Origin of the sequence: Botryobacter ruber, assembly GCF_003347595.2 — a bacterium.
GTDB lineage: Bacteria > Bacteroidota > Bacteroidia > Cytophagales > Hymenobacteraceae > Pontibacter > Pontibacter ruber_A.
On the sequence record NZ_QCZK02000046.1, the window covers coordinates 25,415 to 47,051 of the forward strand.

15 protein-coding genes are annotated in these 21,637 nt (G+C 51.6%); 6 read left to right on the forward strand and 9 right to left on the reverse strand.

From position 1 onward, the window contains the following. Positions 1-69 precede the first annotated feature (69 nt). The 5 genes from DCW36_RS14890 to DCW36_RS14910 are packed head-to-tail and all read right to left on the reverse strand — an operon-like array spanning position 70 to position 5,909. Entirely contained in the window at positions 70-1,173 is a 1,104-nt protein-coding gene (locus DCW36_RS14890; RefSeq protein WP_114783429.1) for an acyltransferase family protein, read from the reverse strand. A 44-nt stretch (positions 1,174-1,217) separates the two neighbouring features. Continuing rightward, complete coding sequence (locus DCW36_RS14895) at positions 1,218-2,510, reverse strand: anthranilate synthase component I family protein (RefSeq protein ID WP_164891146.1); 1,293 nt, start codon at positions 2,508-2,510, stop codon at positions 1,218-1,220. Between the two features lie 38 nt (positions 2,511-2,548). Then, complete coding sequence (locus tag DCW36_RS14900; protein ID WP_114783431.1) at positions 2,549-4,027, reverse strand: tetratricopeptide repeat protein; 1,479 nt, start codon at positions 4,025-4,027, stop codon at positions 2,549-2,551. 46 nt (positions 4,028-4,073) lie between these two features. Next, entirely contained in the window at positions 4,074-4,805 is a 732-nt protein-coding gene (locus tag DCW36_RS14905; RefSeq protein ID WP_114783433.1) for a zinc ribbon domain-containing protein, read from the reverse strand. Positions 4,806-4,808: 3 nt separating this feature from the next. After that, positions 4,809-5,909 (reverse strand): Nif3-like dinuclear metal center hexameric protein, encoded by a 1,101-nt coding sequence (locus DCW36_RS14910; protein ID WP_114783435.1) that lies wholly within the window; start codon positions 5,907-5,909, stop codon positions 4,809-4,811. 74 nt (positions 5,910-5,983) lie between these two features. Here DCW36_RS14910 and lpxK point away from each other — a divergent pair, with 74 nt between their 5' ends. The 3 genes from lpxK (at position 5,984) to miaE (ending at position 9,964) form a co-directional block, all read left to right on the forward strand. After that, positions 5,984-7,036 carry a tetraacyldisaccharide 4'-kinase gene (gene lpxK, locus DCW36_RS14915; RefSeq protein ID WP_114783437.1) on the forward strand — a complete coding sequence of 351 codons (1,053 nt, stop codon included), beginning with the start codon at positions 5,984-5,986 and terminating at the stop codon, positions 7,034-7,036. Between the two features lie 93 nt (positions 7,037-7,129). Further along, complete coding sequence (locus tag DCW36_RS14920; RefSeq protein WP_164891147.1) at positions 7,130-9,010, forward strand: putative porin; 1,881 nt, start codon at positions 7,130-7,132, stop codon at positions 9,008-9,010. A gap of 348 nt (positions 9,011-9,358) precedes the next feature. Beyond that, positions 9,359-9,964, forward strand: coding sequence for a tRNA-(ms[2]io[6]A)-hydroxylase (miaE, locus tag DCW36_RS14925; RefSeq protein WP_114783441.1), 606 nt, complete (start codon positions 9,359-9,361; stop codon positions 9,962-9,964). 179 nt (positions 9,965-10,143) lie between these two features. On the opposite strand, the gene DCW36_RS14930 is transcribed toward miaE, so the two are convergent. Then, positions 10,144-12,324 (reverse strand): rhamnogalacturonan lyase family protein, encoded by a 2,181-nt coding sequence (locus DCW36_RS14930; protein WP_114783443.1) that lies wholly within the window; start codon positions 12,322-12,324, stop codon positions 10,144-10,146. A 666-nt stretch (positions 12,325-12,990) separates the two neighbouring features. Between DCW36_RS14930 and DCW36_RS14935 the strand changes: the two genes are divergently transcribed. Beyond that, entirely contained in the window at positions 12,991-13,422 is a 432-nt protein-coding gene (locus tag DCW36_RS14935) for a nuclear transport factor 2 family protein (protein ID WP_114783445.1), read from the forward strand. 61 nt (positions 13,423-13,483) lie between these two features. Further along, positions 13,484-14,473: a 3-dehydro-L-gulonate 2-dehydrogenase gene (gene yiaK, locus DCW36_RS14940; RefSeq protein ID WP_114783447.1), complete on the forward strand. Its 990-nt coding sequence runs from the start codon at positions 13,484-13,486 to the stop codon at positions 14,471-14,473. Positions 14,474-14,605: 132 nt separating this feature from the next. Here the strand turns inward: yiaK and DCW36_RS14945 are convergent, their stop codons facing one another. Together DCW36_RS14945 and DCW36_RS14950 are read right to left on the reverse strand one after the other, a co-directional pair. After that, a complete protein-coding gene (locus DCW36_RS14945; protein WP_114783449.1) occupies positions 14,606-17,104 on the reverse strand; it encodes a penicillin-binding protein 1A in 2,499 nt (832 codons plus the stop codon). A gap of 283 nt (positions 17,105-17,387) precedes the next feature. Continuing rightward, complete coding sequence (locus tag DCW36_RS14950; RefSeq protein WP_240676193.1) at positions 17,388-18,986, reverse strand: hypothetical protein; 1,599 nt, start codon at positions 18,984-18,986, stop codon at positions 17,388-17,390. A gap of 228 nt (positions 18,987-19,214) precedes the next feature. Between DCW36_RS14950 and gnd the strand changes: the two genes are divergently transcribed. Next, positions 19,215-20,192 (forward strand): phosphogluconate dehydrogenase (NAD(+)-dependent, decarboxylating), encoded by a 978-nt coding sequence (gene gnd, locus DCW36_RS14955; RefSeq protein WP_114783453.1) that lies wholly within the window; start codon positions 19,215-19,217, stop codon positions 20,190-20,192. Positions 20,193-20,262: 70 nt separating this feature from the next. Here gnd and DCW36_RS14960 read toward each other — a convergent pair whose 3' ends face one another. Next, positions 20,263-21,321, reverse strand: coding sequence for a hypothetical protein (locus DCW36_RS14960; RefSeq protein WP_114783455.1), 1,059 nt, complete (start codon positions 21,319-21,321; stop codon positions 20,263-20,265). Positions 21,322-21,637 lie beyond the last annotated feature (316 nt).

The window sequence follows — 21,637 nt, forward strand, 5'->3', positions numbered from 1 at the left end:
TTTATGGATTGATGTGTTAACGGGCACATACAAGTAACATTCATAGAGGATTAGCCGAAAAGGCAAAGGTTAATTTGTGATTCTTGCCGTTTTCATATCTGATAGATAATCTTGATATTTTTTCCTGATATACCTATTGGCCGGTACTTCGATGATTTTATAAGAAAAAAAACTGGCCATAAGAACAACTGTGAATATGCAACACGTAAGCAAGTAGTCATTTGCTATGAGCTGGAGTTTACGGTTTATAAAGAGCATGTACCGCATTACTAAGATGTGAAGCAGGTAAAAGCCATAGCTTCGTTCTCCCAAAACATATAGAAGCTTTACTGACAACAGCTGTGACAGGTATCCTTTCTGATAGGCAAAGGCCATAAGCAGGAGGGTAATAGGTAGCCAGTAATAACTTGCGTAACGGTAGCCTTGGGGGATGAACGAATGGAAAGCAAAAAAGAGTAAAAATAGAGTTACTGCCAGAGTCTCCAGTAAAGTTGCGGTTCGTTTTGACTTAAAAAACTTATCAAAAATCCCCTTATCATAGAGCTCAAAAATTAGTATACCGATCAGGAAGTCCGCTAATCTGAAAAGGGGATTGATATAAAAAAACCGATGTTCTAAAGCTGGAGGAAATACATATGTTCCGAGCGGAATAAGCAAAATAAATAGGATGCAAACTGCGAAATTTATTTTTTTCCTGTACAGGGCTAGTATAATCCACGGAAACATCAGGTAAAAAAACAGTTCACAAGAGATACTCCAGGAAGGGGCGTTAAATGAAAAAAAGTAATCGGATACCGGTATAAAGCTTTGCACCAGAAATAAATTACTGAAAAACTTTAGAAGCCAGGATGGAGGCGCTGTACTAATTTCTGGTACAGTAAGAGGAATTGCGACTAAGAGCATCACGAAATGCAGAGGATAGATGCGGGCTGCTCTAGCTACCCAGAATTCCTTAATAGAAACACTACCTTGGATAATTCTTTCCCTATAGGTTAAGGAAAGAACAAATCCGCTCAACATGAAAAAAAAGCTTACCCCTACATATCCTTCTGCGAAAACAAGTTTATTTACTTTTTGAAACCAGGCATCGTCAGACCTAATATAATCCAGATGGCTTGCAAAAACCATTAATGCGAAAATAAATCTTAAAGAAGTTAAGGGCTTTATCATCATACAAGCGCACCAGGTTTATTTTTCGTTTGCAGCAGCTTTTGGGGTCATACTTTTTCTAACACCTCCATCATGGCCTGTGCTTTGAGAAGGCACTCGGCGTACTCTTTTTCAGGATCAGAATCGAAGGTGATGGCGCTGCCTACCATGAAGGAGAGGTAGCCGGTTGCTGCGTTATATTGGAGGCTCCGAATGACGACGTTAAAGTCACAGTCCTGGTTGGGGTGGATATAGCCAAAGGCGCCGGAGTAAAGGCCGCGCTTAGTGTCTTCCAGTTCGTCAATTAACTGCATGGCTCTAATTTTAGGAGCGCCCGTCATGCTGCCCATCGGGAAGGCTCCTTTTATCGCATCCACCAGATCACAGTCCTCCCTTAATTCTCCCGTAACGGTGGTAATCATCTGCGACACCTGCCGGAAACCATAGATGCCGAACATTTCCTCCACGTTAATAGTGCCGGTGGCGCAGGAGCGGCGGAGGTCGTTGCGGACCAGGTCCATGATCATCATGTTCTCAGCCAGTTCTTTCTCGTCGTGCCGTAGCTGGTGTTGGAGTTGCTGGTCTTCGGCTGGGGTAGCGCCCCGCCGGATGGTGCCTTTGATGGGTTGCGAGATGAGCTTGCTTCCTTCCTTCTTAAGGAATCTTTCCGGTGACGCGCACAGCAGGTACTTTGATTCGCACTTGAGATACCCGCCGAAAGGAGTGGGAGAGACAGCACTCAGGGTCAGGTAGAGCGGCAGTGGCTCGAGGGTAACCTGCTCAGCAAAGAACTCGATGCAGTAGTTCAGTTCGTACACATCCCCCTCCAGAATGTGCTTCCGGATTTGCTCCACTTTCTTTTTGTATACCTCCTGCATTACCCTCGGCTTTACAGCGATGGCTGACTGAAGGGTAGCAACAGGAGTTGGAACAGAGAGTATGGTGGCAGTGGGTGCAGAACGGTAAGCGTCCGAAAATTCGATACTTACACGGTCATGCTTAAAGTAGAAGGTTATTTCCGGTTCAAAAAAGAAAATGAGTGGGAAACCCAGCTGGTCCGGATTGTTGCTGTGCAGATTTTCCAGCTGATTTTTGAGGTCGTAAGCCAGGTAACCACACAGGAGTTGCTGCTGTTGCTGCAAGGCCAGGCGTAAGCTCTCAAAAGCATGCTCCTGCTCAAGGGGTAAAGCAGCACCTCCCGAGACAGCTAAGATATGCTCAAAGCCGCTGTACGGATAAGGGATCTGGTGCGGGTTGTAGTAGGCCACCAACGGAAACTGGTCTGCCCACGCCAGCGCTTTCAGCCTGAACTCTTCCAGCGGAACAGGTAAGTCAGCGGCATAAAGAACGGTAGTGGGCATGGTGGGTGCGGATTCAGGCTGCTTTGTGTACTTACTGCTTATAAGGAAGAAAGTGCCAGTTTGGCTTTGTTGTCGATGCTGTTCTTGTACTCATGGCCTTTGTAGCTGAGTGCCTGCTTGTAGTAAGCCCGCGCTTTTTCCTTGTTGTTTTCTTCCTGGTAAATATAGCCCAAATGAAGCGCTGCGTTAGGTGCAAAGTACAAGCTGGTTGACCTGCAGGCGTTTATGGTGCTGTCGTAATATTTTTTGGCCAGGCTGTCTTCTTCCATACCATCGAAAATACGCGCTTTGCGGTACAGGTATTCCGCCCGTATGGGCACCGGCGTTTCGGACGTTATTTCCAGCTTGTTTGCATCGGCAAGTGCTTCCTTGTAGTAACCGCCATCTGACCGGAGGCGTGCCCACAGCAAATATTTGTTGAACTGCTCCTTTTTCTCTACAAACTTTGCGGCATAGTTATCCTCCTCCAGTACGGTTTCTCCTTCTTCGGAAATTTGGTTGTAATGGTAGTTTGCTTTTTGGTAATCAGCATCGAGCCAGTACGCCAGGTAAAGCTTGAAATGGGCTGCTTTACGGTAGTGCGTGCCCGGGTGCTGCTTCAGGAACAGGCTGTTTTCCCGGATAGAGCGGTCCAGGTGGCCCTTGTACAGGTAAACATCCGCTACCATGTGGTGCAGGTACGGGAAAGGGAGGTACTGATTACCGGTCGGGCGGTTCAGGAACAGCTGCAGCACCTTGTCACTTTTTTTATCCTTTTTATACAGGTGCATGGCCAGGAAGGAATACAGCAGGTTGTCCGGTTCTTCTTTCATTAAACCTGCAAACACTTTTTGGGCCTGTTCTATTTGTTCCTGGTCCAGGAGCTGTTTTACGAAGACGTAGGTCAACAGCGCTTCTTCCCGGAACGGGTGCTCCTGTGTAGCAGCAGTTTTCAGGTTTGCCAGTCCGGTAGCCACGCTGCCGCGCATGCCTACTATCCGTAAGATCCATTGGTAACTGTCCGGTACCGAGCCTATCATTACCTGCAGCAGTCCGAGAGTTTTTTTGTTGGGCAGAAAGGAGGGGTAGGCTTTTGCGTTGGCTTCGTACTGCAGGTACGCCTGCCTGAAATCCCAGGCTGCTTCGAGCCGGTGCCCGAACAGCAGGCGGCAGATGGCCAGTTGCATCCGTATTTCGGCCAGGCTGTAATTTACCCAGGCCGATTTTTCTTTCAGCGAACCGATTAGCTTCAGCCTTTTTTCCTGCGCTTCAACCAGCCTGTCGTAATCGGCGGGGTTTTGCAGGATGCTTAAGGTAAGAAAGTCCTGGTAATTGGCAACGAGCAGGGCAGGTACGTTGTTTGGGTTTGCCTGCAGTTCTTTCTGAATAATTGCCCGGCCACTGTTGATTTTAAGTTTTGCGGTAAGCGCGTAGGCTTGTGCTACCTGCGCGTTAAAGTCTGAAGCAGGCGCAGCACTTGTGCAGAAACTGCCCAACAGCAGCCCAAGCACCATAAAAAAAGGATGGGGTTTAGCCATCCTTTTCCATTGTATATTCAAGCGACTAAAGCGCATGCAAGGTCATTTAAAATACGCGTTGCTCCACACCAGCCAGAATACGGCCGCAGTGTTCGCAAACGATTACTTTTTTCTGGGCAGCAATGTCTGCCTGGCGCTGTGGGGGCACGGTGTTGAAGCATCCGCCGCAGGCATCGCGTTTTACAGCTACTACCGCCAGGCCATTGCGTACGTTGCTGCGGATACGGGTATAAGCGCTCAGCAAACGTTCTTCGATATTGGCAGCAGCTTTTTCACGATCCTGTTCCAGGGTCTTTTCTTCTTCGCGGCTTTCGGAAACAATCTGCTCCAGTTCCTGCTTTTTGTTCTCCAGGTCTTTGCGACGCTCCTCGAGGCGGTGCTTGGTACCTTCGATCTCGTTTATTTTCTGATCGATCTGGTAGTGCGCCTCTTTAATTTTCTTCTCAGCAATCTGGATCTCAAGCTTCTGCAGCTCAATTTCTTTTGTGATCGCATCGTATTCGCGGTTGTTACGCACATTCGACTGCTGATCCTCATATTTCCTGATCAGCCCCTCTGCGTCTTTGATCGACTGCTTGCGAGCGGCAATCGTATCGTTCAGGGCAGCAATCTCATCATCAAATTTTCTTACCCTTACCTCATAGCCTTCAATTTCATCTTCAAGGTCTCTTACCTCTTCAGGTAAATCGCCTCTTACGCGTCTGATTTCATCAAGCTGCGAATCAATACTCTGAAGCTTTAATAACGCTTCCAGTTTACTGGCTACCGTACTTTCCATGTATTAAAAAGTGTATCTGACAGGGTTTGTGTTGACGTTTGATAAATAGAACGCAAAAGTAGGAAACTTTTTCGACAAAGCCTCATAAAAAATCTCCTTTGTGTATACTTCACTTTCGTAGTGCCCGATGTCGGCTATCAGGAGCCTGCCTTCGGCATCAAAAAACTCATGATACTTTACATCGCCGGTTACCAGGGCATCGGCTCCCTGGCGCAGCGCATCTTTGATCAGGAAGGAGCCGGAGCCGCCGCAAACTGCTACCCGCTTTATCTTTTTAGCTCCTACTGAGGTGTACCGCATCCCCTGCAGCGCCATTTTCTCCTTCAGGTATGCCAGGAATGCTTCTTCCTGCAACGGCTCCGCCAATTCCCCGATCATGCCGATGCCAATTTCCTGGTTCTGGTTTTCAAGTGAGGTGAGGTAATGCGCCACCTCTTCGTAGGGATGAGCCTGCCGCAGGGCTGCCATCACTTTGTGCTGCAGGTAAGCCGGAAAGATAACTTCAATTCTGTTTTCAGTTACCTGTTCCTGTTTTCCTACTTCGCCAATGGCAGGTGCGGCTTTTCCGGTGGGCAGAAAAGTGCCGGTGCCTTGTACCTGGAAACTGCAGTTCCGGTAGTCGCCAAGCTGGCCCGCCCCGGCTTCGTAAAGCGCCTGCAGCACCTTTTCAGTACTATCTGTTGGCACGAAGGTGACCAGTTGCATGAGCGTCTGGGGCTTGTTTACCAGTATGCGCGTGTGCTGCAGCTCCAGTTTTTGCGCAATCTTCGCATTTACGCCATGGTGCATGTTATCGAGGTTGGTGTGGCTGGCATAAATGGCGATGTTGTTCTGGATGGCTTTGATGATGGTGCGCTCCACGTAGTTGCGGCCGGTCAGCTGCTTCAGCCCTTTGAAAATGACCGGGTGGTGGGCTATGACCAGGTTGCATCCTTTTGCCAGGGCTTCGTCGAGTACGGCCTCGGTGCAATCGAGCGTGAGGAGGGCGCCTGTTACCTGGGTGCTGCTGTCGCCGGTCTGCAGGCCGGCGTTGTCGTAGCTTTCCTGGTAGTGCGGCGGCGCCAGCAGCTCCAGTTCTTTTATTACTTCTGCAATGGTTGCCATTATTTTTTCCTTTATCTCTTATCCTGTTCGTTGATGCGTTAAAATTAGTTTTAATTTTGCTCCATCAAAAAAGCATGGCAAAATACCTGAAACAGTTGCTTCGGCCATTTTCTTCCGTGTACGGTGGAATAATGGCACTACGGAATTCCCTTTACGACAAGGGCGTGCTGGCTTCGGAGCAATTCGATATCCCGGTTATTGCAGTCGGCAACCTGACCGTAGGAGGTACGGGCAAAACTCCGCATGTGGAATACCTGCTGCGCCTGCTGCAAAAATACAGGGTGGCCACCCTGAGCCGGGGCTACAAACGGAAAACCAAAGGCTTTGTGCTGGCGGATGCGCAGGCATCGGCTGCTAGGCTGGGCGATGAGCCTTTCCAGTACTTCTGCGATTTTAAAGAGGTAACCGTTGCCGTGTCCGAAGACCGGGTAGCGGGCATCCGGCAGCTGCGGGAGCAGCGCCCGGAAACGGAGGTGATTGTCCTGGACGATGCCATGCAGCACCGCCCGGTACAGCCGTCGCTCAACATCCTGGTCACCGACTTTTACCGCCCTTTTTTTAAAGATTTTGTGCTGCCGGCCGGCCTGTTGCGGGAGCGGAGAAAAGGAGCAGCACGGGCAGATGCTGTTATTATGAGCAAATGTCCGCCCGGCTTGTCCGGACAGGAGCAGGAGCGGCTGAAACTGGAAATTAAAAAATACACGAAGCCGGGAACGCCTGTATTTTTTACCGCTTATTCCTACGGAAATCCTGTAAGTGTAGGACTACAGCAGCCTGTAAGCAAACAAATTCTGCTGCTGACCGGTATCGCGAATGCCGCGCCCTTTAAACAATACCTGCTTTCAGAGGGCTATACAATTGTGCAGCACCTGGCCTATCCCGACCATTATTTTTATACGGAAGCAGACCTGCAGCGCGTACAGCAACTGGTAAAGCAGCACCCGCAATCAAACCTGTCTGTACTGACAACACGTAAAGATGCGGTAAAACTGGCTTCCGCCTCTTTATCCGGGCTTGTAGAACAGTTACCTGTTTTTTATATTCCGATTGAAGTGAGGTTTTTGCAAGGTGCGGCTGATTTTGATGAGTTGGTTTTACATCATGTGCAGCATGGACGTGTCCGGTAGCAGCAGTGATACTACTATATTAAATTAGAGATATTCCATATCCCGGGCAGCTGGCTGTAGGGCATGTTGTGGGATTTTGATTACTTTTGGGGCGTGAGAAAAAAGGCACTAACGATATTCCTGTTTTTGGTAGCACTGGCGGCTGGTAACGATGCTGCTGCCCAGATTATTGATGACACAACCAAGGTACTTTATGGCCCCAGGACCACCCTGCGTCTCTATGAACAGGATGTACTGGAAGGGCGGTACGTGGAGCAGCGGGTTGATACCAGCATCCACAATATGCACAACGAGCGCTACTGGTACGAGGATACCACCTATCACAAGCATCTGGGTAACGTTGCCACCGCAGCACAGCCCTTGCTCTTCAGAATGCCCGAGAAGATTGGGGTACGACTGGGCCGTAACACGTTCGACCGCTACGCCTACGATCCGGAGCGCATCAATTACTACGATACCCGTTCGCCTTATTCGCATTTGCATTATGTGCAGGGGCAGCTGGGGGAGCAGGTATTTGAAGCTATCTACGCCCGTAACATCAAGCCAAACTGGAATGTGGGGGTAGCCTACAAAATTCTGTCGGCCAACAAGCAGATCGGTCCTTCCTCGAGGGGCTTACGCGGCGACCGGCTTATCAATAACCAGGCTGTAAAGGCCTTTACCCACTACCAGTCACCTAACAAACGGTACGACCTGTTTGCCAATTACACGCACATGAACCAGGAGCATGTGGAAACGGGCGGGATCAAACCCAGTACTACCGATACCATTATTTCACCTGATATTATCCGTTACAACGAAAACGAGATATGGCTGAACCAGGCGGCTTCGCAGGAGTACCGGAACAATTACCATTTGCTGCAGATCTTTAAACTGGCCGGCGAAGACCTGAAGCTTTACCACCAGTTTGACATGCGCCGCCAGCGTAACCTCTACCAGGACGATGGTGTGAGTAGCCTTGAATTCTACCCCGATACGCTTTTCAGCCGCAGAAAGACCGACGACCGCACAAATTACCGCGAAGTACAGAACGTGTTTGGGGTAACCGGGAACAGCAAATATTCCTTCTACAAAGCCTACCTGAAGCAGCGGACAGCCGCTATGGACTATTCTGTGCATCAGCTTGAAAATGCTGTGGAAGCTACCCTGCTGGAAAGCGACCGCATTACCAACCTGCTGGCAGGAGGGCAGCTGCGGCTGCAGTACGAAAACAAGGCGGTGCTGCAGGTCGACGGCGAATTCCAGATCACAAAAGATTACAACGTGTCGGGGCTGATTTACTTTGAGGGGCTTCAGTTTAAGATGGCCCGGGTACTGCGTTCCCCGTCTTTGCTGGAACAGCGCCTGCTGAGCAACCATTTCGACTGGCAGCATAATTTTAATACCAGTGTAACGGACCGGCTGCAGGTAAACTATACCGGGAAGCTTGGCGGCAGGCAGTACCTTAAATTTATGGCGCATTATACCAACATCAAACGCCATATCTTTTTTAACGAACAGGCGGTGCCGGAGCAGTTAGCCGGAAGCCAGCGCTTTTACGGCGGGCAGCTGGAACACAGGATCAGGTTCGGCGCCTTCCATCTCGACAATTTTGTAGCCTACACCAACACCGACCAGGCAGAAACCATCCGTATACCCGAGTGGTTTGGCAACTCGAAAGCTTATTTGCAGGGCAACCTGTTCAAAAAAGCGCTATACGCACAGCTGGGGGTAGAGCTGCATGTGAATACACCCTATTTTGCCGATGATTACATGCCGGTAACGCAGCAGTTTTACCTGCAGAACAGCTACGAGGTACAATCTTACCCGGTGATAGATGTGTTTGTGAATGCCGACATCAAAACAGTGAACCTGTTCTTGAAGCTGGCCAATGCAACGGATGAACTGCTTTATCCTGCCTATTTTGTAACACCCGGTTACCCTGGCATGCGCCGCAGTTTCGTCTTCGGCCTGAAGTGGATGTTTTTCGATTAAATTTTGTCTGAACCGTTGATGGTAGGATGGAATGATGTGTGTGATTTTATATTTGTCTGAATCAGGGTTAAGCGGATTAAAGGATTTACAGGATTTTTTGTCTGAACACGATTAAGAAGATTTAAGGAATGGCGGGATTGATTGGGTTTGTCTATGGTTCGTGCAGGAGACGCGGGCACCGCGTCTCTACAGCCATACCCCCAACCTTTCTACCTTTCTGTTACAGGGTTGAAAATGTTCAACCCCTACAAAATCACTACCTCTCTACCTCCTAAACTCTCAAACTCTCTAACTCCCAAACTCTCAAACTCCCAAACTCTCAAACTCCCAAACTTTCTAACTTAAAACATGTCTGATCAGCCCACTAAAACCATACTTCGCTTACACCTTCCTACCGATCCGCGGTGGGTGAACATTGCGGAGAAGAATATTGAGGAAATACTGGTAGACCATGCGTACTGTGAGCAAAAGGCTGCCACGTCTGCTATCTCGCTTATTGTGAAGTACCCGGACAAAACCCGCCTGGTAGACGAAATGACCGACCTGGTGGCTGAGGAGTGGGGGCACTTTGAACGGGTGCTGGCGGAGCTGAAAAAGCGTGGCTATGCGCTGGGAAGAAACCGCCCGGATGAATATGTCGTGGAGCTGGTGAAGCATATCCGGAAAGGAGGGAAGCGGGAGCGGCAGCTGATGGACCACCTGCTGGTAAACGCCCTGATAGAAGCCCGGAGCTGTGAGCGTTTTAAGTTGCTCTGGAAGAATATACAGGACGAGGACCTGCAGAAGTTTTACTACGAGCTGATGGTGTCGGAGGCGGGGCATTATGTGAGTTTCGTGAAGCTGGCCAAAGAATACATGCCCGTTGAAGAAGTAGATGCCCGCCTGAAGGAGCTGCTGGAAATTGAAGCTGACATTATCCGCAACCTGGAGCCAAGGCCCGACCGCATGCACTAGGCAAAAGAAGGTGCTGCAGTGGGTGTGGTGGCAGGAGCAGAAGGGTTTTTCAGGCTTTTTTAATTGCTTTTGTTTACTGCTGCAGCCACCACAGCCTCTGCTGCTGCTCAAAAATGAAAATGGTCCGGTAAGAATACATCTACCGGACCATTTTTTTTTGCTGTTGCAGGTAAAAGCAACTATTGTTTCAGGATGCGTTCTACTTTCGTGCCTAACTTTGTTTCGATTCTGACAGTGTACACACCTGCTTTCAGACTTTCGCCAATCACACCTTCGCCGGTTCCCTTACCTGTTTCGATGCTGCGGCCCAGCTGGTCGTAAATGGTATAGCTGTAAGCGCCAAGCGCATTGATCTGGAAAACATCCGTGGATGGATTCGGATAAACAAAAATGGTCTGCTGGCCTTTTACTTCTTTCTTCAGCCCCGTTACGCCCGAACCTGCAATCGTAATCGATGGTTTTGGCACTTCCAGGTCCATACCGCCACCCAGGTAAAAGCTGGTATGCGGCGGCTGGTTGTAACCTACGTTCTGCCAGGCAATTGAAGTCCGGTACTGCGGGTCGTGCATCAGGGTATAGAACCTGGGATTTGTAGTGGTGTTGGAATAGTAGGGGGTTGTGGTTGTGAAAATACGAATGGCAGAGTTGTCATCAGTTCTCAGTATAACCTCTTCGCGCCAATCGCCTAAAATATCTGCTGACAGGCAAGGAGTTGCTTTTGTACTGTTATTAGAGGAATTGCCGGTAAATGTTTTTAGGTTGCTGGTGCTACCTGAAGTAGAGCCCGGTATCCATTTGTCAATCCGGTTCCCGTCGAGCAGTTCGCGCTGCAGGTCGGCATCCCACCAGACGGCAAAGTTTACGCTCGGCCTGTTGGTGGCTACCTGTACGCCTTTCGCGTTAAACACGCCCCCTGTGGAGCCCCACATTTCCACGCCTTTATGCCTGGAATCAATGTCTGCCGCCAAGGCACGGCCAATGTCCCCGGTTGTTGGTACTCCAAAAATATTTTCGCCGGTACGCGCATCGCGCAGGCGCAAGCCCATTCCGGCGTATTCACTCTGAGACTCCTGGCAGGTCCACACTTCCAGTCCCGGCCTGTCCGGGTCCATGTCGGTTACGTGAAGCGCATCGCCGTGGCCCAGGCGGGTGGTGTATAATCGTCCTCCATTATCGTCTACTACCATCGAGCCATATACCACTTCATCTTTTCCGTCTGCATCCACATCGTTGATGCTTAAGCTATGGAAGCCCTGGCCGCCATAAGTGGAATTGCCGGAGTCGTTCGAATCGAATTTCCAGCGCTGGGTCAGTTGGTTGTTTCGCCAGTCCCAGGCAACCAGTACGCTTCTGCCATAGTAGCCGCGGCACATCAGCAGGCTCGGACGCTGACCGTCAAAATAACCCACACCTGCCAGAAAGCGGTCTACCCGGTTGCCGTAGCTCTCGTTGCTGCCCCAGCCGTTTATCGGATCACGCCCCGGAACATAATTGGTTGTGGCCATGGCGGCACCGGTTCTGCCATTAAACACAGTCAGGAATTCCGGCCCGGATAAAATGCGGCCCTGGTTGTTGCGGTAATCAGCTGCCGCATTGCCAATCACAGTGCCCACACCGTCGATCGTGGCATCAGCAGTTTTGCAGGCTACTTCTGCCAGGCCATCGCCGTCCAGGTCAAATACGATAAATTGGGTGTAATGCGCGCCTGCCCGTATGTTCCGGCCCAGATCTATTCTCCAGAGGTGGGTGCCATCCATTTTGTAAGCATCCAGGTAAACATTGCCGGTATAGCCGCCATGCGAATTATCCCTGGAGTTGGTAGGATCCCATTTTACGATCAATTCGTATTCACCGTCGCCATCGAGGTCGCCCACACTGCAGTCGTTAGGGGTGTAGGAGTAAGACTGGCCCGCAGGATAATTTTCAACGTTGCCATTATTTGTTACGGTATAAGGTGGCGTAACGCCATCAGCTGGTTTTTGCAGGGGAACGCGCAAGGCATTGGAACTCCAGACAGCTGCACCCTTCGAGGCTTCCTGCTCCACTCCGTTAATTACCGGCCGTACGGTATAGACAGCAGAATTAGACGTAGAAGTATGGGTCGTATTGGTCATGGACGTCGGACCCCCAAAAGTGTTTACAAGGGTTTCGTTACTGTAAACATTAAACTTGATATTATCCGGGTCGGTGGCCAGCAGGCGCCAGCCAATGTATACTTCGGTGGGTGACGTTCTGACAGCGATGACGCCCCGGTCCAGTTTTTCCATTTGCCGCTGTCCGAAGACCTGGGCCGTGAGGAATACTAATGCCGACACCAGCAGCAAACGAACAGTTGTTAATTTGTAAAAAGTGTTTTTCATATAAACCTGTTAAAGTGGTAGTTAATGCTCCGTCTGCGAATTGTGCAAACAGGAATAAAACTTAAAATGTAATTTATAATCTGGGTTTGTGAACCGGAACAGCAAACACTGGAGCGGGAGATGGTGCCGCCGTTTTCCGCTGTTTTGAAAAATAATCGCGTAATGGATACTTTTAGATAGCTTGGGCTACTGCTGTAATGCATTTTTGTTCACAAATGCTAAAATTCAAAAAAAAGCCGTAGACACCATCCTGCGCTGTCATGCCTGCGCCTCTGCAACCAGCTCGCAGCCTAACGATTCCGGCTGAGGTTCAGAGGATAAGGCAATCTTGATTGCTATCTTTTTCCGTTTAGGATAGGGGGTGTGCAGGGTAGGGCCGTTTCATTCTGGTTTCCTATAATTCAAAATGGACAATAAAAGAAAATGTCATTTCGAACGCAGTGAGAAATCTGAATTATTTCAAGCATTTATGTCAGCACCAGATTTCTCACTGCGTTCGAAATGACACAAAATATTAGAATGAAACGGCCCTAGGGGGCAGGTTGTGTTCACGGATCGACTTTCAGCGCGCAGCATGGCCGGGAAAGGGAGTGGTTATAACTGAAAATTCTGGTGAATATGTGCGGGAATGCCTATCATTGCTTCTCACTTAAAACATTTCCGGTTATGCTGAAAAAATTATTTTGTTTGCTGCTTGTCTGTCTTGCATTTAGTGTCGTAACTGAGGCGCAGTCAAAAGAAGAAAAAGATGTTGCTGCTGCTGTGGAAGCCTTGCGCAAAGCCATGGTGGATGCCGACAAAAAGAAACTGGAAGCCCTCACGGCCAGTGATTTAAGCTACGGCCATTCCAGTGGTAAACTAGAAGACAAGGCCACCTTTGTCGAAACCATCGTGAGCGGGAAATCCGATTTTGTAAGCATCGATCTGAAAGACCAGACCGTAAAAGTTTCCGGTAACACAGCACTGGTGCGGCACCAGCTTTCAGGCGAAACGAACGATGGCGGTACGCCGGGTACGGTAAAACTGGGTGTGCTGCTGGTGTGGCAAAAGCAGCAGGGCCAGTGGAAACTGCTGGCACGGCAGGCCTACAAGCTGTAGTCGAAACATTAGCTGCCTCCGGGAAACTTTTTCTTTTTAAACGCCACTTAAACTAACTTTTATGGCTGTAAGAATATCTTTTGAGGAGATGAAAGCGCAGTTCCGGCGGGTGTTGCTCAACCTGGGCTTCAGCGAAAAGCGAGCGGACTTGTGTGCGGCTATTTTTGCTGAAAACAGCCGCGACGGCGTGTATTCGCATGGTGTGAACCGCTTTCCGGTGTTTGTGCAGCTGGTAAAGGAAGGGCTGGTGGTGCCGGAGGCCGAGCCGGAACAAACCGGGCAACATGGTGCCCTGGCTTACTGGGACGGGCACAGGGCGCCGGGTATGGTGACGGCTACCCGCGCTACGGAACAGGCTATTGCACTGGCAAAGGAACATGGTATTGGCTGCGTGGCGGTAAAAAACACGAACCACTGGATGCGTGGCGGCACCTATGGCTGGCAGGCGGCAGAGGCAGGGTGTGTGGCCATTTGCGCCACCAACACCATCGCCAATATGCCGCCCTGGGGCGGAAAAGAGCCCCGCCTGGGCAACAACCCGCTCGTAATTGCCATTCCCCGCGAAAACGGGCACATTGTGCTGGACATGGCCATGACGCAGTTTTCGTTCGGGAAGCTGCAGGAGTATGAGCTGAAGGGGGAGGAGCTGCCGGTAGCGGGCGGCTACGACGAAACCGGTGCGCTGACCACCGACCCGGAAGCCATCAGGACCACCGGGCGCAGCCTGCCCATCGGCTACTGGAAAGGGGCCGGCTTGTCGCTGGTGCTGGATGTGCTGGTGGCTTCGTTGAGTGGCGGACGCTCTGTTGCTGAGATCACGGCGCAGGGGAAAGAGTACGGCGTTTCGCAGCTTTTTATTTGTATCGATGCGGCCAGGCAAAACGAGGCCATCATCGAAAACATTCTTGCCTATACCAAAGCCTGTGAACCCGTGCATGCCGGTGGCCCGGTTCGCTACCCCGGCGAAAACACGCTGGCAACCCGCGTCAGGAATGAAAAGGAGGGAATTCCGGTAAATGAGGAAATCTGGCAGCAGGTGCTGGCACTGTAAGCTGCTGCCGGCACTGCCGTAACCTTCTTCATAAAGCAGCAGCGGCTATGGTGACAGCTGCAGAAACCATTTTTTGTTTTCTGCACCAGCCACCATAGCCGCTGCTGCTCCATCGGGATGCTTTAATCAGAATTAATCCCGCCACTTCCTCTTTCGCGCTTCCTTCTCCCTTTCTCTTTGTTCCTTACGGGCTTTTTTACTTCTTTCTTTCCAATCTTTGTAGCTTTGAGCAGGTCCGGAATGGCCACGGTCGCGGCTGAAAATGCGGTCGAAGAAGGCAGCCAGTTTGGTCTGGGGTTCCTGCTCTTCGATAAAGGAGGCACAGGCCAGGCGTGCTTCCAGCTCCGGCGGCAACGGCCGGAAGCGGCTGGTACGGTAGCCGGTATAGCGGCGGTCCTGCACGAGACGCTTCATAAATTCGCCCCACACCGGCAGCGCCGTGTTCGCTCCCTGCCCCAGTTCCAGCGTCCGGAAGTGAACGGCCGGACTCTCGGCGCCCACCCATACGCCTGTTACCAGCCCCGGCGTGATGCCGATAAACCAGCCGTCGGAGTGGTTTTGCGAGGTACCGGTTTTGCCGGCTATGTCCATTTTTAGATTGTATTCAGAGCGAAGCCTTCTGCCGCTGCCTTCTTCCACTACGCCCTGCATCAGCCGCACCATAACGGCGGCATTGTCTGCCGAAAGTGCCCGCTTTGCACTTGCCGCAGGCCGGTGCTGCCGGATGACTCTGCCGGTACGATCTGTTATTTTAGCAATGTACACTGGCTTTACCTGGTAACCGCCGTTGGCAATGGTAGCATAGGCGTTCACCATTTCATACAGCGAAATACTGGCCACACCCAGGGCCAGGGCAGGTACTTTGGGTAAGTCGGATTGAATGCCCAGCCGGTGTGCCAGCGACACCGTCTGGTCTACGCCTGCCTGCATGATGAGCTGGGCCGACACCGTATTCACAGATCCCGCCAGGGCGCCCTGCATCGAATATTCGCCGCCATACTGGTCGGTGGCGTTCTGGGGCGACCAGTTATCGTAGGCCGGGTAGGTGAGGCGCTGGTTTGGGAAATAGGCGCAGGGTTCGAGCCCTTTTTCGAGGGCGGCTGCATACACAACCGGTTTAAAAGTAGAGCCTACCTGCCGTTTGGAGCGCACGTGGTCGTATTTAAACACCTCGTGTTCGATGCCGCCTACCCAGGCCCGTACATAGCCGGTGTGGGGTTCCATAGCCAGCAAGCCGGTGTTCAGGAAGCGCTGGTAATACTGCACAGAGTCCAGCGGGCTTATGTCCTTTTTGGTGCTGCCGTTCCAGCTGAAGACCCGCATTGCCACCGGTTCCGAGAACCGCTTCACGATCTCTTCTTCTGCCATTCCGGCCTGTTTGAGTTTTTTGTAACGGTCGGAGCGTACAACGGCATCTTTTACCACGCTGATGTCGTTGCCCCAGGGGCTGCGGCCTTTCCAGTGGGCGTCGAACTGTTTCTGTAGTTTGGCCATGCGGTTGCGCACCGCTCGTTCGGCCTGCAGTTGCATGCCGGCGTCGAGGGTGGTGTAAATTTTCAGGCCGTCGGTGTAGAGGTTGTAGGGCTCGCTTTTTTCGTTGCGCTGGGTGGCGCACCAGTCTGCCAGTTCCTGCCGCAGCTGCTCCCGGAAGTAAGGCGCCAGCCCGTCGTTGTGGGTTTCGTAGCGGTAGCGTAGTGTGAGCGGCAGCTGTTTAAGCGAATCGGCCTGCTGCGCGGTCAGGTACTCGTATTTGGCCATCTGGTTGAGCACCACGTTCCGCCGCTGCTCCGAACGTTCCGGGTTCAGGAGGGGATTGTAGGTGGTGGTGGCCTTCAGCATTCCGATCAGCACCGCCGCCTCTTCTGTTTTGATAGAGTCGGCGGTGGTGTTGAAGAAGCGGCGGGAGGCCCGTTCGATGCCGTACAGGTTGCCGCCCATCGGTACCGTGTTCAGGTACAGCTCCAGCAGTTCTTCCTTAGAATAAATACGTTCGAGCCTGCGGGCAATGATAAACTCACGGAGCTTGATGACCGGCATGTAGAGCGCTGACTTCCGCTGCCGCGGGTACAGGTTCTTGGCCAGCTGCTGGCTCAGGGTGCTGCCGCCGCCGGAGCTCTCTTCCTGGAAAAGCAATGTCTTGAAAAATACCCGTAAAATGCTTCGGAGGTCAATGCCGCTGTGGTCGTAAAAGCGGGCATCTTCGGTAGCGACCAGGGCATGAATAACGGTAGGCGCAATGTTTTTGTACGACACGTTGGTGCGGTCCTGCACGTAGTAACGGCCCAGCAAAACGCTGTCGGCAGAGTACACTTCAGAGGCGGTGTTGTTCTGGTGCAGCTTCAGTTCGGTGCGGGACGGAATGTGCCCGAACATGCCAAGGTACACCGCCAGGTAAAGTCCGCAAAAGAGCAGCAGCACCAGCAGCGCCAGTTTGTAAGCCCCTTTCCAGAAAATACGCAGGGCAGCAGGCGCCGCATTTTTCCAGCCGGAATCTCGGATCTGCTGATGCAACTGCTGCCAGTAACCCGGCCTGAGTTTAGACTGGTGGCGGCGGTAAAAGCCAGACGTAAAAGCTTTTAATTTTCTGAAAAGCGGGAAAAGGATAATATGAAGTAGAAACCTGAAAAACATGCAAAAAAATAAAGTTATGCCTGCATCACGCTGCCTGCACCGGCAGCACAACCGCTGTAAAAGTACAAAAAAATGGCACAGAAAGTTGCAGCTGCTGCCACCACAGCCTCTGCTCCTTAGAGTATGTTTAAATTCCGTCCTTTGCGCTGCAAATTGCCCGGAAAGGAACCTGACTTCATATTTTTCTCGCACCATAGCGCTGCTATGCTGCTCCAAAAACATTTCGTCAGAACCCTTCCCGAACAATTTTCGCTTGCAAAAACGAAAATTAAACATTCTCTGATTAGAAACCTTCCCGGTCAAAGTTATGAACGGTAACGCAGCGGGAGGTATTGTTTCTGGCTTCTGATCCCAGTTCAAGTTCATTCCCGATCCGGGTATCGTATACCTGGGTTTTCTTCGAAAGGCCCGCCACACGGGAGGTGTCTTTTATTTCGTCTTCCCCTTCACCGCCCACAATCACGACCACAATCCCTTTTTTCACCGATCCACTTACAGTAAACTCATCGTCTTCGCCCAAACCGTGGAGCGTGATTTGTTTTGTTTCGGAACGCTGAAAGACGCGGTGGTAAATCTGGCGCTCATCCGACTTCCGGTGTACCGTTACCTCGGTCTCTTCGTCGTTCAGCCGCTTTACGTCAAACAACTCCTCATCGTCCGATCCCACCACCAATACCTCTTTTGCCAGGATCCTGTAAAATCCGGCAGCCGCTTCGGGCAGTTTGTCTCGCCTGCTTTTTAGTTTTTGGATTGTAGAAGGCCCCTCCAGCCGGTATATTTCCGGGGGAAAGGCGTGTACGGCCTCCTCGATCACGGCATCGGGCAGGGCGCGCTGCAGCTCCCGGGCAAGGGAATCGAACTGCGCTTTCGATACATTTGCCAGTAACCGTTGGTCCAGGAATTCGCTTTTCACCGTCAGGGCGTGCAGGTTGCGGTAATCGGCTGCAAAAGGCTGAAACTTCTGGTGGTTCAGCAGCTTTCCCAGTAGCAGCGAGGTCAGGCCCTTGTTGTAATGGTAAAAGGCCTGGTCCCGGTCTTCGGCGACAGGTCTGTAAACGGTGTTGGCTTTTTCTTTAAACTCGGCCCATTCCCACTGGTCTTTGTGCCGGTCGCGGTCGTTGATAAAAATATCGAACAGGCGGGCTTTGGCATAGGCCAGCTGGTCCACCACGTGATCGTCTTCCTCGTAAATTTTGCGGAGCATTTTTTTGGTGCTGGCAACATCCACGGCCCCACGCAGGGCAGGCGGAAGGTCCTTTCTTTTGGAGAACTTTTCTTCCAGCAGGTAAACCCTGTCGCCGGCAACGTCTTTAAACTCCCCCAGGGCCTCGTCCTGCCCGTGCACGTAAACCAGTTCCGGATCAGGCTGCGGGATGCCGGCGGCACGAGCCAGCGGAGCTACCACCAGGGCCGCATACGGATTTAGCGCAGCTGTCTGGTCCCGTAAAAACCTGACGCCAAATGTTTTTGTCGCGAGAAAGGACTTGTTTAGTGCCGGGTCTTTGTCGATGGAGCGTAAGGCGTATGTTCTGTCAGCAGCATCAGACACAGTCAGACCTACTGTCTGGTAACCTCCGCTTCGCTTTTCTACCGCAAGGCCGCCTTTTTCCTGCTCAAAGTCCAGCACCCGCACCTGCACCGGTTCCGCCCACACCTCGCGGTAGTGTTTTCCGAGGAAGAAGTTGTGAAACTTATTGTGCTGGTATTGCCTGCCCGCCTGAATTGTAACGCTGTCTGCCTGTTCCCACTGCCGGTCAGGCTTTCCGGAAACCAGTTGTGTGGCAGGGTAAAAGTTTTTGTTCGCACAGCCAATGGTCATACAAGCAACTGCAATAAAAGCAAACCAGTGGCACAGAGGGGTATTTACAGCTGTTTTCTTCATCGTAGTATGGTACGTATGCCGGTTATAATGTTTAGCATGTAAGGAAGAAAAAGATGTTCCTTCGCAGGCAAAGCAACAGCCGGCGGTTCGGATGTTGACCATTTCAGGCGGCTTTTCCTGCAGTGGACCAATGATTTTTCAGTTTCCCGAAACAAAACGGTTGCCCACAGACTATACAGAAAACGAAATTTTAGAACCTGCATTAGCACAACCATAAAAAACAGCAGCATGGAAACTTCAGGAACAATAGGTGTAATCGGATTAGGCAGGATGGGCGGAAACCTGGCCCTGCAGGCCCTGGAAAAAGGGTACCAGGTAGTAGGCCTCGATAATGCCGGCGCCACCAACGATCTGATTGCCGCCGGTTTGGAAAACTGCCTATCGTTTGAGGAATTACGGGATAAGTTACCGGCGCCCCGCATTGTGTTTATCTACGTAATTGCCGGCCCGATTGTAGAAGAGATCATCCAGGAAGCAGCCAGGGTATTCGAACCCGGCGACATCATTATTGACGGCGGCAACTCGTACTGGGGCGACTCGCTCAGGCGCTACCGCATGCTGAAAGAGAAAGGAATTAATTTCGTGGACTGCGGCACGAGCGGCGGGGTGGAAGGCGCCCGGAACGGGGCCTGTTTTATGGTAGGCGGGGAGCCGGAGGTGGTGCAGCACATCGGGCAGATTTTTACAGACCTGGCCGTACCGAACGGCTATGTGCATGCGGGGCCTCCCGGGGCCGGGCATTTTACCAAGCTGGTGCACAACGGCATCGAGTTTGGTATGTTGCAGGCCATTGGCGAGGGCATCGACCTGCTAACGCATTACCACGAGAACCTGAACCTGCCTGCCATCCTCGAAACCTGGAACCACGGCTCCGTCATCCGGTCGTGGCTGATGGAGCTGATGAGCAGGGTGTACAACGAGAAGGGCGGTTTCGGGCAGGTGCCTTCGCATGTGGAAGATACCGGCGAAGTAAACTGGCTCGTAAACGATGCCATGCACATGGAAGTCCCGATACCGGTAATTTCCCAGTCGGTGATGCAGCTCATTGCCTCCCGCGACCAGGATAAAACCTGGGCCAAAGCGGTAGCGATGATGCGGAACGGCTTCGGAAACCACCCCTTCGGACCAAACGAGTACATTGCCTCGTACCGCTCCTTCAGCAGGATAAGCGATTTTCCGAAGGATACTTTGAAACATAAGGGCTGACGCTACCGGAACGATACAACTGGTGCAAAAAAGTTTGCTGCAGCTGCCACCACAGCCACTGCTCCTGCACTCAGGAGATAAATTTAATCAGCGAAGCCTGTGTGGACTTTTTAACAGGCTGCATGGTCCTGTTGTTGATGATCTGGACTTTCCCCTGGTCGCGGAGCTTCTCGAAGGCCTGCTGGTAGTTTTCGGCGATGTAGGGGGTAGCCAGGCTGTGGTCGTCCGCTATTTTGTCGATGGATTTGTAGTTGTACACCGACGCTTTGGTGAGCAGGTCCTGCATCAGGTTGAGGAGAGAAAAGCGGTTCAGTTCCGGGAAGAGCAGGAGCTGTTGCTGGTGGTGCTGGTTTGTTCCGAACACGGGCACGCCGTCGGCCTGGTAGTCGGTGTAGGGCAGCAGGAGCTCCTTTATTTTTTTGTAAACCGCGCGGCTTTTGGAAGCAAATACCAGGTAATGGCTCGTCAGCCCGCTGTCAGGCAGGCCCACCCGGAAGGGCAGGGGCCGAAATCCTTTTTCGGAAAGAACCTTTTCAAAGGCAGGCAACAGGAAATCTTCCCGCTTCGGCTGGCTCTTCTCTTTCCTGAAAAATTCTTTAACAGCAGCAAAAGACGCTTCACCAATAAAATCCTGCAAGGGTTTCCCGGCCTTTCCTTTGCCAAGTGCCTGCTTCAGGTTAGCGGCCGTAAACAAGAGGCAGAGGTCGGCGCTGCTTTGCAGGAGCGTCTCGTGCAGCAACTGCCCGGGATACCCGGTTTCCAGCGGGTTCAGGAGCACAAAAGCAGGACGTTCCGCTGCAAGCAACTCCGCCAAAAGCTGCTGATTGCCCGTGTCCTGCAGCAACACCGGCGGGTGCACCAGCTCTTCGGTTGGTGCGGGAGCCGGACCTGCGGCTACTGTTTCAGGCAGCAAGGCACTGTAAAAGAAGGTGCTGACGGTGGCATTCAGATTGATGGTCTTCCCAGTACTTTGCAGCAGTCGCTCCATCACCGGGTGGGCAGTACCCAAAGCATGCTCCTGCCCGGTTTCCCGCTCTTCCAGCAGGTCCACGAACAGCACGCTTTCCGTCTCCTCCCGCTGCAGGCCGGCGTAGTGCAGGACATGCCAGGCTGAAAAGCATTTAAGCACTACTTCTGACTTTATTTCGGAGGTTGTTCTGCTTTTTGAAAAGAAAGTATTAGGAGCGACAGCGGGCATAAAAGGTAAATAGCGGCCGGGGCCTGTACGTTCTTCAAAATTAAGCAAAAATGGAATAGGAACAACAGGTTTTGAGGTAGGACCGTTTCATTCTGGTAAAATGGCGCGAGCGAGGACGCCTTATCTTTCCATATCATTTCTGGAAGTGAACATTGTATTACTGAAGTCCTGCTGCAAGTGTTGAGACTGTCCCCTTGAGGGGACCACAGGGGTGTTTACACCTGCGAAAAAACTCTAAGAACATAAT